Source organism: Bacteroides ndongoniae (assembly GCF_900108345.1).
Classification (GTDB): domain Bacteria; phylum Bacteroidota; class Bacteroidia; order Bacteroidales; family Bacteroidaceae; genus Bacteroides; species Bacteroides ndongoniae.
The window spans coordinates 971,359-986,661 of sequence record NZ_FNVV01000013.1 but is presented as its reverse complement, the minus strand read 5'-3'; the positions used below and the strand labels follow the sequence as shown (position 1 = coordinate 986,661).

9 protein-coding genes are annotated in these 15,303 nt (G+C 49.9%); 4 read left to right on the top strand and 5 right to left on the bottom strand.

Annotation, left to right across the window (positions count from 1 at the left end; translation table 11 throughout):
* Positions 1–84 precede the first annotated feature (84 nt).
* Positions 85–2,859, top strand: coding sequence for an excinuclease ABC subunit UvrA (uvrA, locus tag BQ5591_RS08680; protein WP_071149011.1), 2,775 nt, complete (start codon positions 85–87; stop codon positions 2,857–2,859).
* A 361-nt stretch (positions 2,860–3,220) separates the two neighbouring features.
* Here uvrA and BQ5591_RS08675 read toward each other — a convergent pair whose 3' ends face one another.
* Genes BQ5591_RS08675 through BQ5591_RS08665 form a run of 3 tightly spaced genes read right to left on the bottom strand, consistent with a single transcriptional unit; the run spans position 3,221 to position 5,376 of the window.
* On the bottom strand, positions 3,221–3,700 hold the full coding sequence (locus BQ5591_RS08675) for a hypothetical protein (protein WP_071149010.1): 480 nt from the start codon (positions 3,698–3,700) through the stop codon (positions 3,221–3,223).
* Between the two features lie 27 nt (positions 3,701–3,727).
* Positions 3,728–3,946, bottom strand: a complete 219-nt coding sequence (locus tag BQ5591_RS08670) for a hypothetical protein (RefSeq protein ID WP_071149009.1) — start codon at positions 3,944–3,946, stop codon at positions 3,728–3,730.
* The gene (locus BQ5591_RS08665; protein WP_022161786.1) at positions 3,946–5,376 is read right to left on the bottom strand and encodes a carbon starvation CstA family protein; all 1,431 of its coding nucleotides are present in this window, start codon (positions 5,374–5,376) and stop codon (positions 3,946–3,948) included. The genes BQ5591_RS08670 and BQ5591_RS08665 overlap by 1 nt, the downstream gene beginning before the upstream one ends.
* A 110-nt stretch (positions 5,377–5,486) precedes the next feature.
* Between BQ5591_RS08665 and BQ5591_RS08660 the strand changes: the two genes are divergently transcribed.
* On the top strand, positions 5,487–6,965 hold the full coding sequence (locus BQ5591_RS08660) for a glycoside hydrolase family 10-like protein (RefSeq protein ID WP_071149008.1): 1,479 nt from the start codon (positions 5,487–5,489) through the stop codon (positions 6,963–6,965).
* Here BQ5591_RS08660 and BQ5591_RS08655 read toward each other — a convergent pair.
* Complete coding sequence (locus BQ5591_RS08655; protein ID WP_071149007.1) at positions 6,947–8,818, bottom strand: RelA/SpoT family protein; 1,872 nt, start codon at positions 8,816–8,818, stop codon at positions 6,947–6,949. The genes BQ5591_RS08660 and BQ5591_RS08655 overlap by 19 nt on opposite strands.
* Before the next feature lie 115 nt (positions 8,819–8,933).
* A complete protein-coding gene (locus tag BQ5591_RS08650; protein ID WP_071149392.1) occupies positions 8,934–10,118 on the bottom strand; it encodes a hypothetical protein in 1,185 nt (394 codons plus the stop codon).
* A 126-nt stretch (positions 10,119–10,244) separates the two neighbouring features.
* On the opposite strand from BQ5591_RS08650, the gene BQ5591_RS08645 reads away from it, so the two are divergent.
* Positions 10,245–11,423 carry an ATP-binding protein gene (locus BQ5591_RS08645; RefSeq protein ID WP_022161790.1) on the top strand — a complete coding sequence of 393 codons (1,179 nt, stop codon included), beginning with the start codon at positions 10,245–10,247 and terminating at the stop codon, positions 11,421–11,423.
* A gap of 78 nt (positions 11,424–11,501) precedes the next feature.
* Positions 11,502–15,059 (top strand): pyruvate:ferredoxin (flavodoxin) oxidoreductase, encoded by a 3,558-nt coding sequence (gene nifJ, locus BQ5591_RS08640; RefSeq protein ID WP_071149006.1) that lies wholly within the window; start codon positions 11,502–11,504, stop codon positions 15,057–15,059.
* Positions 15,060–15,303 lie beyond the last annotated feature (244 nt).

The following is a 15,303-nucleotide window of genomic DNA, read 5'->3' as shown; positions in this document are numbered from 1 at the left end:
TGGGACCTTATAAAATCCACCCCAAAATTACTGTTTCATCCGTTTTTTGCGTAAGTTTGCATCCTAATAAGCGAAAGACGAAACATGAGCGAATCAAAATCTATCATCATCAAGGGTGCACGGGTCAACAACCTGAAAAACATTGATGTCGAAATACCACGCAACAAGCTGGTTGTCATTACCGGACTGTCCGGTTCGGGAAAATCGTCGCTGGCCTTCGACACACTGTATGCCGAAGGCCAACGCCGCTACGTGGAGAGCCTCAGCAGCTATGCACGCCAGTTTCTGGGGAGAATGAGTAAACCCGAATGCGACTTTATAAAAGGAATACCGCCCGCCATCGCCATCGAACAGAAAGTAAGCAGCCGTAACCCGCGTTCTACCGTGGGCACATCGACTGAAATATACGAATACCTGCGCCTGCTCTATGCACGGGTGGGCAAAACCTTCAGCCCCATCAGCGGGCAGGAGGTGAAGAAACACTCTACCGAGGACATCGTAAACTGCATGACCGAATACCCCGAAGGAACCCGGTTCACCGTACTGGCTCCTCTGTTGCTACGCGAAGACCGCACACTGGCCCAGCAGCTGGAGGTGGACATGCAACAAGGATTCAATCGGCTGGAGGTAAACGGTCAGATGGTACGCATCGACGAATACCAGCCCCGTGAAGGCGACACCATCTTCCTGCTGGTCGACCGTATGACTGTCTCGACCGAGAAGGACAGCATCAGCCGCCTGATTGATTCGGCCGAAACTGCCATGTACGAGGGCGACGGTGCCTGCTTGCTGCGTTTCTATCAGGCGGACGGCGGAACCAGCCTCTACCGCTTCAGTACAAAGTTCGAAGCGGACGGCATTACCTTCGAAGAGCCCAACGACCAGATGTTTTCGTTCAACTCGCCCATCGGTGCCTGTCCCGAGTGTGAAGGATTCGGACGGGTGATCGGCATCGACGAACACCTGGTAGTTCCCAACCGCTCCCTTTCGGTATACGACGGTGCTGTAGTGTGCTGGCGTGGCGAAAAGATGGGCGAGTGGAAAGACATGGTGATCAGAGGAGCCGAAAAAGCAGGATTCCCCATCTTCACTCCCTACTATCAGCTGACCGACAAACAACGCCGCATGCTGTGGGAAGGAACGCCCTACTTCGAAGGCATCAACGCTTTCTTCAAGATGTTGCAGGAAAACCAATACAAGATACAATACCGCGTCATGCTGGCCCGTTATCGCGGAAAAACCCTCTGTCCCAAATGCCACGGCACACGGTTGAAACCCGAAGCCGGCTACGTGAAAGTGGGCGGACGAAGCATTTCCGAACTGGTAGACCTGCCTGTCACCGAACTGAAAGTCTTCTTCGACAACCTGAAACTAAGCAAGCACGATGCTGACGTAGCCCGACGCATCCTGACCGAGATAAACAGCCGGCTGCAGTTCCTGCTCGACGTAGGACTGGGCTATCTGACCCTGAACCGACTCAGCAATTCACTCTCGGGCGGTGAAAGCCAACGCATCAACCTGGCCACATCGTTGGGAAGCAGCCTGGTAGGAAGTCTGTACATTCTGGACGAACCCAGCATCGGACTGCATAGCCGCGATACCGACAAACTGATACACGTACTGCGGCAGCTGCAACAACTGGGCAACACCGTTGTCGTAGTAGAACATGACGAGGAAATCATCCGCGCAGCCGACTACATCATCGATATCGGTCCTAAAGCCGGACGACTGGGCGGACAAGTAGTTTACCAGGGGGACATGAAGGACTTGCAGAAGGGCAGCGAAAGCTACACCGTACGCTACCTGCTGGGCGAAGAAACCATCCCTGTACCGACCCACCACCGGCCTTGGAACAACTACATCGAAATAAAAGGTGCGCGCGAGAACAACCTGAAAGGTGTGGATGTACGCTTCCCTCTAAACGTGATGACAGTAGTCACCGGCGTCAGCGGATCGGGAAAAAGTACACTGGTACGCGACATCTTCTACCGTGCCCTGAAGCGCGAACTGGACGAGTGCACCGAACGCCCCGGTGAGTTTGTATCGATAGGAGGCGACCTGAAGAGCCTGCGCAACGTAGAGTTTGTCGACCAGAATCCCATCGGAAAATCATCGCGAAGCAATCCGGTGACTTACATCAAGGCTTACGACGAGATACGAAAACTCTGGGCCGAACAGCCACTGGCCAAACAAATGGGATACACCGCCGGCTATTTCAGCTTCAACAGCGAAGGCGGACGGTGCGAGGAATGCAAGGGCGAAGGTACCATCACCGTCGAAATGCAGTTCATGGCCGACCTGGTGCTGGAGTGTGAATCGTGCCACGGCAAACGCTTCAAAGCCGACACGCTGGAAGTGAAGTTCCACGACATGAGCATCTACGACGTACTGGAGATGACTGTCAACCAGGCTGTCGAATTCTTCACACAGCACGGACAGAAAAAGATTGTAAAGAAGCTGCAACCGTTGCAGGAAGTCGGTTTGGGCTACATCAAGCTGGGACAGTCCTCGTCCACCCTGTCGGGAGGCGAAAACCAGCGCGTCAAACTGGCTTACTACCTGAGTCAGGAAAAGGCCGACCCTACCCTCTTCATCTTCGACGAGCCTACCACCGGCCTGCATTTCCACGACATCCGGAAATTGCTCGAAGCTTTCGACTCGCTGATCAAGCGGGGACACAGCATTGTCATCATCGAGCATAATCTCGACGTTGTCAAGTGTGCCGACTACGTCATCGATCTTGGTCCCGAAGGTGGCGACAAAGGTGGTTACATCGTAGCCACAGGCACTCCGGAAGAAGTAGCCCAATGTGCAGCCAGCTATACCGGACAGTTCCTGCAAGAAAAACTACAGGCATAAAAACAGCACCATCCGTACCCGACGAGGAGAGCATCTCCTTATAGGGTGCGGATGGTAATATCAAAGAAACATAAGCCAACTTTACTTTTTCACATAACGCCCTATGATCTTATTCGTTTCTCACAAGTATGAGAACAACATTCTCACGCATATGAGAAAACTATTCTCATACTTATGAGAATACCCTTCTCATGCTTTGAGAAAAAATAAGAAACAATAAGGAAAAAAACAGGAAACAGAAGAAAAACCTATGCCCGGCTCTTCGCATAAAAAAAAGTGTGAACAGCGCATCTTCTTGCCCTGTTCACACCTTTATTATATCCTCCTGTTTGCCCAAGCGGCACACAGAAAAGCAGTTCTATCAGAAATACAATCCGAACCCGACTTTTACTCCGAACTTAGAGCGGTCGCCATTCACATTCCAGTAAGCGGCAGGCTCGATGGTCACCGTACGCGAAAGAAAGAATGCATATCCGGCCTCCATCCCAAATGAAAACTTAGTGTCATCCAGATTTCCCCAGTCGTAACGATCCACATTAACATTAGCACCCAGGAACACACCAACCTTACTGAAATAATAACGGCCGCCTACACCCAACGAATAGATGTCGGCTCCATTCTCATTCCACTTGGCAGCACCGTTCACCAGCAAAGCCACGTTATCAATCAAAAAAGCACCTCCCTTAACTTCCAGTCCGAAAGAAGTCTTATCCGTACCGGTATCGTGCGACAGTTCCAATCCTGTCAGCGAAGGACTAACAACCCATTTTCCTTTCTCGAACTGTGCCCGGGCGGCTACCGAAGCGACCAACAGGCAAACAAGCAACATCAGTTTTTTCATATTATTTCAATTTTAATCCGTAAATATTCAGTTTCTACGCTCTTCATCACGCCGCTTCTGCTGCAGCTGTTCTTTCTTACGGAGCACCAGCCAGAGCAACAGCACTATGACGTACGAAGCCACTACCGTAATATACTTCTCCGCCTGCTCAATTTCTGTATTACGGGGCAGGAAATAAGCAGCCGTTGCCGAAACATAGATCAGCAAAGCAATGGTCAGTCCGGTCGATTTTCTGATTTTCTTCATCAACAAAGTTTTTTAGCAGTCTTGAAATACCATATCCTGAACCACACTGCAGCAACCACCGCAGCCAGTACAGCTATGATCGCCGCTTTATCCACCGACAAACCAATACCTTCGGGAGCTACACAAATGTACGTAGTACAAACAGCTGTCATAAACAAAGCCGGCAAATAGGTGACATAGAAATAGTATCCTTTCCGTTCACGCGCCAGATAAACCGTTATAGCCCACAATGTAAATACCGACAACGCCTGATTGGCCCATGCGAAATAACGCCATATCATATCAAAGCCAGCCGCATCGCGCATGCTGTACAGCAACAAGGCAATAGCCACCAGGAACATCGGAATACATATATACAAACGTTTCCGCATGGATTTTTGTTCTATACCCAAGAAATCGGCTACAATCAGACGAGCCGAACGGAAAGCCGTATCACCACTGGTGATAGGAGCGGCAATTACTCCCAAAACAGCCAGCACACCGCCAACCGTACCTAACCAGTTTTTGGTGATATCATCGACAATGACAGCTGCATTCGTTTCTGCCATACCGTTTTCATGGAAAAAGTAAGTAGCTGCGGCAGCCCATATCAATCCGACAATTCCTTCGGTAATCATAGCACCGTAGAAGATAGGTCGACCGTGACGCTCGCTGGTCATACACCGTGCCATCAGCGGACTTTGAGTTGCATGAAAACCACTGATAGCGCCACAGGCGATACTGACAAACATAATAGGGAAAATAGGTAAGGTATCGGCATTCGGGTGAGTATTCTCAACACCGTCCCAAAGTTCGGGCAGTGCAGGATGATTGACATACAGCATCACCAGAATACCTACCGCCATGAACAGCAATGCGATGGCAAACAACGGATAGATCTTACCGATAATCTTATCCACCGGCAACAGTGTAGCCAGAATATAATAAAGGAACACCACGATAATCCAGAAAGTCACATCCAGCGCATCCGGGGTGAGCTTAGCCAGCAATCCTGCAGGACCAGCCACGAAAACAGCACCGACCAGAATCATCAGAATCACCGTGAAACCACGCATAATCTGCTTGGTTGTCAGTCCCAGATAGCGTCCGACTATTTCAGGAAGGCTTTCTCCGCCATGTCGCAAAGACAGCATACCCGCCAGATAATCGTGAACAGCACCGGCAAATATACTACCCAATACAATCCACAAATAAGAAGCCATACCGAATTTGGCTCCCATAATAGCACCAAAGATAGGTCCTAGACCTGCTATGTTCAGAAATTGAATCATAAAGATTTTCCAACGAGGAAGCGGCATATAGTCTACTCCGTCGGCTTTCGTCAAAGCCGGAGTCTGACGGTCGTCCGGACCAAAAATCCGTTCTACAAAACGACCGTAAATGAAATAGCCTGCAATAAGAGCAAGCAAACAAAGTGTAAAAGTAATCATTGTGTGTTTCTTTTTATCATGTTAGAGTGCACAAATGTAACAGTATTTTAAATAATGGCACAACTTTATTCGCATTTTTGCTATCTTTGGCACAAAAAAGAACGATTTAAATGAAACGACTCATTTTTCTTCTGATATCCCTAATCTGTCTGGGAAGTATGCAAAAACTTACAGCCCAGCCCAAACAAGAAGTCAGAGCAGCATGGGTTACCGCCGTCTACGGATTGGACTGGCCCCGGACACGTGCCACCTCACCCCAAAAGATACAACAACAGAAAAATGAACTGATAGAAATACTGGACAAGCTACGGGATGCACATTTCAACACCGTACTGTTTCAGACCCGTACGCGGGGCGATGTGCTGTACCAATCGGCCATCGAGCCATACAACTCCATTCTGACCGGACAGGTCGGAAAAGATCCCGGTTACGACCCGCTGGCCTTTGCCATCGAAGAGTGCCACAAACGTGGTATGGAGTGTCATGCCTGGATGGTAACCATCCCTTTGGGAAACCGGAAACACGTTGCCGCCTTGGGCAAAGCCTCGGTTACCAAGAAAAGACCTGCCATCTGCGTGCCTTACAAACGGGAATACTTTCTGAATCCCGGTAATCCGCAAACCAAAGAATACCTGATGAGCCTGGTACGCGAAGTGGTAGAACGATACGACGTAGACGGCGTGCACTTCGACTATCTGCGTTATCCGGAAAACGCCCCCAACTTCCCCGACAAGTACGACTTCCGCAAATACGGCAAGGGGCGCACACTGGATCAATGGAGAAGAGACAACATCACGGAAATCGTGCGCTATATATATAAAGGTGTAAAACAACTGAAGCCTTGGGTCAAGGTGAGCACCTGTCCGGTCGGAAAGTACCGCGACACCTCGCGTTATTCCTCTCGCGGATGGAACGCCTTCCACACCGTCTATCAGGACGTGCAAGGCTGGCTGGGAGAAGGCATTCAGGATCAGGTGTATCCCATGATGTATTTCCGCGGCAACGGATTCTATCCCTTCGCCCTCGACTGGAAAGAACAATCCAATGGACGGCAAGTCATCCCCGGCTTGGGCATTTACTTTCTGGATCCCAGCGAAGGGAACTGGACTGTGGACGAAGTGGAGCGACAGATCCACTTTGTGCGTACCCACAAGCTGGACGGAGAAGGACATTACCGGGTAAAATACCTGATGGACAACACACAGGAACTGTACGACATCCTGACTGAAAAGTATTACACAGCCCCTACCCTGCAACCACCCATGACGTGGATAGACAGCATACCGCCTACCGCCCCCACTGCATTGAAAGTGGAAAAGCTGAAAGAAGGCTACTGGAAACTAAGCTGGAAACCCGGCACCGACAATGATTCTCGTAATGCACCCACCTACGTGGTTTATGCATCCGACACCTACCCTGTCGACACCAGCCGTCCCGAGAACATTGTAGCACAACGCATACAGGGCACAGAATTCATCTATGCCCCTATACTGCCCTGGACCGTGAAACGCTACTTTGCCGTCACCGCACTAGACCGCTGTGGCAACGAAAGCACAACGGCAGCCGAGTCTTACAGTTCTACCCGATGAACCTCGTCTACTCCGTCGATACTGCTAATGGATGCTATCACCTTCTGCAGCTCGCTGAACGAATGAACCGAAAAGTTGATAGTACAATCGGCAATCTCGTCAACAGTCTCCGTATTCAGACTAGAGATGGAAAGCTTCATGCCGTTAGTAATGCAATCCACCAGATCGATCAGTAAATGATAGCGGTCGACAGCACGTACATTGATACGCACGGGATAGAACACATCCTTATCTTCTGGAAAATCGACTGAGACAATGGAATCGCCGTCCTGCGACGCTTGGCGGATAGCCAAAGCACAATCGCGCTTATGGATGGTTATCGTACCATCCAACTCTCTGAAACCTATCACTTCATTGCCCGGCAACGGATGGCAGCATAGGCAACGGTTCTTGGGAATAGACTTTATCTGACCCAAATAAGAACGCAAGAAGCTCTTGGCCTTATACGTCTGCACACAGTCGAGCCAGTCGGGACGAGGAGCAAAGTCCGGATTAACTCCGACTTCCACACAGTCACCATGATGAAGTTCAGTCTTAACCGAGCACAGTTTACCATTCACCTTGGCATACTGGGCATGCGCCCCGATCGAATTGTGCAGTTCGAAAGCAAAGTCGAGCACCGTAGCCCGTTGTGGCAGATTGATAGGTTTACCCTGTGGAGTGAAAACTGTAATATCCTCGTTGTAAAGCGAACTTACCACACTGTCCATGAACCAGCCTTCGGCAGTCTGGCTGGCCGCATCCTTCAGCAAGGCACGGAACTTGGCAATCCAGTTGTCCCACGCCCCTTCCATCCGTTCAACGGCACACCCCAGCTTGGAGTTGAGTACCATACGTTCGGAAGAGATATGGATTTCTTCCCAAATGCCATGCTCGCTAAGCAGACGGATATGGAAACTCTGATAACCATTCTCCTTGGGAGAGTCGATAAAGTTGACGATACTGCCCGGTTTTTCTTTGAAACGGTCGGTCAGGATGGAATAGATATGCAGACAGATGCGCTTTTCATCTTCTTCACGTTCGGCCGGATAAATCAACCGGACTACATGACGGTAATCCAAATGCTTGAAGTCGCGCCCGGTAGACTGTATCTTCCGCCAGATGCTGTAAGGCATACGATAGCGCACTTCCGTACGCGCCTGAATACCTTTGCGGCGCAACAACTCCAGCATTTCGCCGGTAAAGGCGTCCAGACGCTGACGGTCTTCGGCTTTGTCGGCTTCGATGGCTCGTTCCAGTTCCTGATACTCCAGCGGACAACGGTAGCGTAAACTCAGATTCTCCAGTTCGCGACGAATACCGTACAACCCCAGACGGTTGGCCAGCGGAGCATAGAAGTAATCGGTTTCGCCCGCTATCTTCATCTGCTTTTCAGGACGCATACTGTCCAGCGTACGCATGTTATGCAAGCGGTCGGCCAGTTTGATAAGGATGGCACGGATGTCGTAATGCAGCGAGTCGAGCATTTGCTTGAAGTTTTCTACCTGCTTGGAAGTCTCATACTGCATTTTTTTCTGTTTCGTCACGACTCTGACCAAGTAGGCGACATCGGGACCGAAACGTGCCTTTATATCATCGAGTGTAAACGACGTATCTTCGGCCACGTCGTGCAGAAACGCAGCAATCACCGGATTAGGCCCCAGTTGCAATTCTTCGGCCACAATCCGTGCCACTGCTACCGGATGTATAATATAGGGTGCACCACTTTTACGTTTCTGTCCGGCATGAGCCTCTCGGGCAAACTCGAACGCTTCCCTAATGCGTATACGATCTTCGGCCGACACGTTACGCCGGTCCATTACGGACAAAATGCTTTCCAACTGTCCGTTGATTAATTTATCATAGTCTTCCATGGATAATGTTTTTCAGTAGTCAGGAAAATTCCGGCTGCATTATGCAAAAATAATAAAAAGGAAGAATATATAAAACGATAAGGACATTTTTTGAACATTACAGATAGCAAAACTGTTACTCAGCAACTTTGACGTAAGCCCGATAACGGCTTTCCGAACCGACCGGCACCAATGGTAAATAACCCGACAAAAGTTTACCGTCGTGTATCACAGCCTGCGACTCCCGCTTGTCAGCCTCGTGCGCACGGTGCAGACTGGCAGGATCGGAGAAATATTCCACGCGAAAACATCCGTTAGCAGAGGGTAACATAAAACGATCGAAGAAGAGACGGGCCACCACTCCCATGTTCATACGCAGGTTTACCTCCACACAAGGAAAAACACGATATTCACCATTCTCCTCATCCCCCACCCTGCAAATCATCATATCTACTCCCAAGAAGCCTTTGTATGCCCAACCATAACAACTGGTAAGTTCTTGCTGTAGACAGATACATATCTGCTGCCAGGCCGCCAAAGGAAGAAAATGCAGAATCTGTTGTTCGATTGCCTCATTGGACAACAGCCTATTCCCCGAATAAGCACCTCGTTCATCTGTATCGAACAGTGAATAACCGATAAAGGCCACATTTCCCTGCCCGTCGGACTGATATTCCAACGCAAAGTCCAATACCTTATTATATATAGGAAACCCTGTCAGAAATCCCTGCTCACGAATAATGCGTGCACACCGGCTGGACATCACCTCCGTAAAACCACTGCGACACCACAGCAATCCCTTTCCACTGCCCGACCAAGGAGTCTTGAACACACAACTACCCAGCCTGCGGGCGTAATCGCTACACGCCTGTACATCCAACAGAACCACACCACTACCACAACAAAAAGGCAATCCTGCCAAGGCTTGCAGAATACGCAATGCTACATCGCGTCCCGCTAAAGCCCGCAACCGGTTCAGACTTTCCACCGTCGGCAATGCGTCTTCGCACACTCCAGCTTTCAGTAAAGAACGGCGCAAAGAAACATTCCATCCCCAGGGATATAAGCTTGCAGGTGAAACTTCCGGCAACTGATTCCATACTACCGGCATCACATCCAACGGGAAATATTGTCGCATCTGCCCGGCAAAATCATATTCTGCCTCTTCCGACATCAGCACACCGCTTCCCGGTGCGGCATACCACAAAGGTAGCCAAGCCAAATCCGCAGTCATACGACGTACGGAAGCCGGAGCAATGTAATGTCCGCCGTTGTCTGCAAGCGCCATGTCGGCATCGGGATTGAAAAGATAGAGTTCCATATACACCTGTTTCTGCTGTTTCCGGGAGGAAAGATAAGAATTAATTTCCAATATTTTGCTATCTCCACTTTGCAAATCTATAAAAAAGCTATATCTTTGTCGCCTGATAAATATGGAATATAAAGCATGGAAGCATTTTATCGTACGCACGCTTATCTGGTAGAACATACCAACGCCCCTGTCCGCCGCGACCTGATGGACGAGATCGACTGGAACGACCGTCTCATCGGTATCAAAGGCACACGTGGCGTAGGCAAAACAACTTTCCTGCTGCAATATGCCAAAGAAAAATTCGGCACCGACCGTTCCTGCCTGTTCATCAACATGAACAACTTCTACTTCTCGGGACATAGCTTGGTCGATTTTGCCTACGAGTTTCAACGTCGTGGGGGAAAAGTGCTGTTGATTGACCAGGTGTTCAAACACCCCGACTGGAGTCAGGAACTGCGAATGTGCTACGACCGCTTCCCCAACCTGAAAATAGTATTTACCGGTTCGTCAGTCATGCGACTGAAAGAAGAGAACCTTGAACTGCGCGATGTGGTAAAAAGCTACAACCTGCGCGGATTCTCCTTCCGCGAATTCCTGAACCTGCAGACAGGAATGAAATTCCATGCTTATACGCTGGAGGAAATCCTGAGCAGCCACGAGCAGATAGCCAAAGGCATCTTATCGAAAGTACGCCCGCTGGATTATTTTCAGGACTATATCCACCACGGATTCTACCCTTTCTTCCTTGAAAAACGCAACTTCTCGGAGAATCTGTTGAAGACCATGAACATGATGGTGGAAGTAGACATCCTGCTTATCAAACAAATCGAGCTGAAATATCTTTCTAAAATAAAAAAATTATTATATTTGCTGGCTGTAGACGGGCCGAAAGCTCCGAACGTCAGCCAACTGGCAAACGACATACAGACATCGCGTGCCACGGTGATGAATTACATCAAATATCTGGCAGATGCGCGCCTTATCAACATGGTCTATCCGAAAGGAGAAGAATTCCCCAAAAAGCCATCGAAGATAATGATGCACAACCCCAACCTGATGTACTCCATCTATCCGGTGAAAGTAGAAGAACAGGACGTTCTCGACACCTTCTTTGTAAACACCATGTGGAAAGACCACAAAGTGAACAAAGGCGATAAGAACGTCTCGTTTATGGTAGACGAGGTCATGCCGTTCAAGATATGCCCGGAAGGTATGAAGATTAAGAACAACCCCGGTATCACCTACGCCCTGCACAAAGCAGAGATAGGACGGAATAACCAGATACCGCTTTGGCTATTCGGATTTTTATACTAAAGAAGCATATAGCCCAGAAAAACAAATACTTCCAAACAGAAGAAAAACGATTTTTTACTTTATAAAACTCATTTAGTTATGACTAAACAGAAAAAATTCATCACTTGTGATGGTAACGAAGCCGCTGCACACATCTCGTACATGTTCTCCGAGGTAGCAGCCATCTACCCCATCACCCCGTCATCCACGATGGCTGAACACGTGGACGAATGGGCTGCCGCAGGTCGCAAAAACATCTTCGGCGAAACAGTATTGGTTCAGGAAATGCAGTCGGAAGCCGGTGCTGCCGGTGCCGTACACGGCTCACTGCAGGCAGGTGCGCTGACTACCACCTACACTGCTTCTCAGGGTCTGTTGCTGATGATCCCCAACATGTATAAGATTGCCGGTGAAAACCTACCCTGCGTATTCCACGTATCTGCACGTACACTGGCCAGCCATGCCCTGTGTATCTTCGGCGACCATCAGGATGTAATGTCCTGCCGTCAGACAGGCTTCGCCATGCTGGCCGAAGGTTCTGTACAGGAAGTGATGGACCTCGCCGGTGTTGCCCACCTGGCTACACTGAAGGCACGCGTGCCGTTCATCAACTTCTTCGACGGTTTCCGTACATCACACGAAATCCAGAAGATCGAGAAGCTCGACAACGAAGACCTCGCTCCGCTGATCGACCAGGAAGCTTTGGCTGAATTCCGCAGCCGCGCCATGAACCCCATGACTCCGGTAGCACGTGGTATGGCTGAAAATCCTGACCACTTCTTCCAACACCGCGAATCTTGCAACCGCTTCTATGACGCCGTTCCTGAAATCGTAGAAGACTACATGAAGAAGATCAGCGAAATCACCGGCCGTAACTATGGTCTGTTCGACTACTACGGTGATCCGGAAGCAGAACGCGTCATCATCGCCATGGGTTCGGTTACCGAAGCTATCCGCGAAGTCATCGACTATCTGCGCGCCAAAGGCGAGAAAGTCGGTCTGGTAGCCGTTCACCTCTACCGTCCGTTCTCTGCCAAGCACTTCCTGGCAGCTGTTCCTAAGACTGCCAAGCGCATTGCCGTACTCGACCGTACAAAAGAACCGGGTGCCAACGGCGAACCGCTTTACATGGACGTTAAAGACTGCTTCTACGGACAGGAAAATGCCCCGCTTATCGTTGGCGGACGTTACGGTCTGGGTTCGAAAGATACCACTCCGGCACAAATCTTTGCCGTTTACGACAACCTGTCATTGCCGACTCCGAAGAACCACTTCACAATCGGTATCGTAGATGACGTAACCTTCACTTCTCTGCCTCAGGAAGCCGAAATCGCCGTAGGTGGCGAAGGCATGTTCGAGGCCAAGTTCTACGGTTTGGGTGCCGACGGTACAGTAGGTGCCAACAAGAACTCAGTGAAGATTATCGGTGACAATACCGACAAACACTGTCAGGCATACTTCTCTTACGACTCCAAGAAGTCAGGCGGTTTCACTTGCTCTCACCTGCGTTTCGGTGATACGCCTATCCGCTCTACTTATCTGGTTAATACACCTAACTTTGTAGCTTGCCACGTACAGGCTTATCTGCACATGTACGACGTAACCCGCGGTCTGCGCAAAAACGGTTCGTTCCTGCTCAACACCATCTGGGAAGGCGAAGAACTGGCAAAGAACCTGCCGAACAAGGTGAAGAAATATTTCGCACAGAACAACATCACCGTTTACTACATCAACGCTACTCAGATTGCACAGGAAATCGGTTTGGGCAACCGTACCAACACTATCCTGCAGTCGGCATTCTTCCGCATCACAGGTGTTATCCCTGTTGACCTGGCTGTAGAACAGATGAAGAAGTTCATCGTGAAGTCTTACGGCAAGAAGGGCGAAGACGTAGTGAACAAGAACTATGCTGCCGTTGACCGTGGTGGTGAATACAAGCAACTCACCGTTGATCCTGCATGGGCTAACCTGCCTGACGACGAAAAAGCAGCCAACAACGATCCGGCCTTCATCAACGAAGTGGTTCGTCCTATCAACGCTCAAGACGGTGACCTGCTGCCGGTATCTGCCTTCAAGGGTATCGAAGATGGTACTTGGGAACAAGGTACTGCCAAGTATGAGAAGCGTGGTGTTGCTGCCTTCGTTCCGACTTGGAATGCCGAGAACTGTATCCAGTGTAACAAGTGTGCCTACGTTTGTCCTCACGCTGCCATCCGTCCGTTCATCCTCGATGCCGAAGAGCAGAAGGGTGCCAACTTCACTCAGCTGAAAGCCGTAGGTAAGGTATTCGATGGCATGACCTTCCGCATGCAGGTGGACGTACTCGACTGTCTGGGTTGCGGCAACTGTGCCGACGTATGTCCGGGCAACCCGAAGAAGGGTGGCAAGGCCTTGTCAATGGTTCATCTGGAAAGCCAGATGGCCGAAGCAGACAACTGGACTTACTGCGTAGAACACGTAAAGAGCAAACAACACTTGGTGGACATCAAGGCCAACGTGAAGAACTCTCAGTTCGCTACTCCGTTGTTCGAGTTCTCGGGCGCTTGCTCGGGTTGCGGCGAAACTCCGTATGTGAAACTGATTTCTCAGCTCTTCGGCGACCGCGAAATGGTAGCCAATGCTACAGGATGTTCTTCCATCTACTCCGGTTCTGTTCCTTCTACTCCTTACACCAAGAATGAGAAGGGTCACGGTCCGGCTTGGGCTAACTCACTGTTCGAAGACTTCTGCGAATTTGGTCTGGGTATGGAACTGGCCAACGAGAAGATGCGCGAACGCATTGCCAAACTGATGAAGGAAGGCATCGAAAGCGAATCTACTCCGGCCGAATACAAGGCTATCTTCCAGGAATGGTTGGACAACAGCCTTGATGCCGACAAGACAAAAGACATCTACGAACGTATCGTTCCGATGCTCGAAGCTGCCAAGGACAAATGTCCGATCTGCAACGGCATCTACGGTCTGAAGCAATACATCGTTAAGCGCAGCCAGTGGATTATTGGTGGTGACGGTGCTTCTTACGATATCGGTTACGGTGGTCTCGACCATGTGATCGCCAGCGGTAAGGATGTCAACATCCTCGTTCTCGATACTGAGGTTTACTCCAACACAGGTGGCCAGTCTTCTAAGGCTACTCCGGTAGGTGCTATTGCCAAGTTTGCTGCAGCCGGTAAGCGCGTACGTAAGAAAGACCTCGGTCTGATGGCTACTACTTACGGTTACGTTTACGTAGCACAGATCGCTATGGGTGCCGATCAGGCTCAGACTCTGAAGGCTCTGCGCGAAGCTGAAGCATATCCCGGTCCGTCACTCATCATCGCTTACGCTCCGTGTATCAACCACGGTCTGAAGGCCGGTATGGGTAAGAGCCAGGCTGAGGAAGAAAAAGCTGTTAAGTGCGGTTACTGGCACTTGTGGCGTTACAACCCGGCTTTGGAAGCTGAAGGCAAGAACCCGTTCACGCTGGATAGCAAAGAACCCGAATGGGAAGGCTTCAAAGACTTCCTGAAGGGTGAGGTTCGTTACGCATCGGTAATGAAGCAATATCCTGCAGAAGCTGAACAACTCTTCCAGGCTGCTGAGGACAACGCTAAGTGGCGTTACAACAGCTACAAGCGTCTGGCCCGCGAAAACTGGGGAACAGAAGTTGCTGAATAAGCCAAATGCTCAGAAAAAGAAAGAAGGGGACCATGCTCCCACTTCTTTCTGATACCATAAACAATCCCCTGTAAGGCACAAAACCTTGCAGGGGATTGTTGTATATTGAAGAAACCACAGTGCCAACTTATGCATCATCAGTGCATCAGTTATTGCACTGCGAGTGCACTACCTACTGCACTGACAGTGCAGTGACTATTGCACTATGAGTGCAATAACTAGTGCACTTTTTTTTCTCTATTCC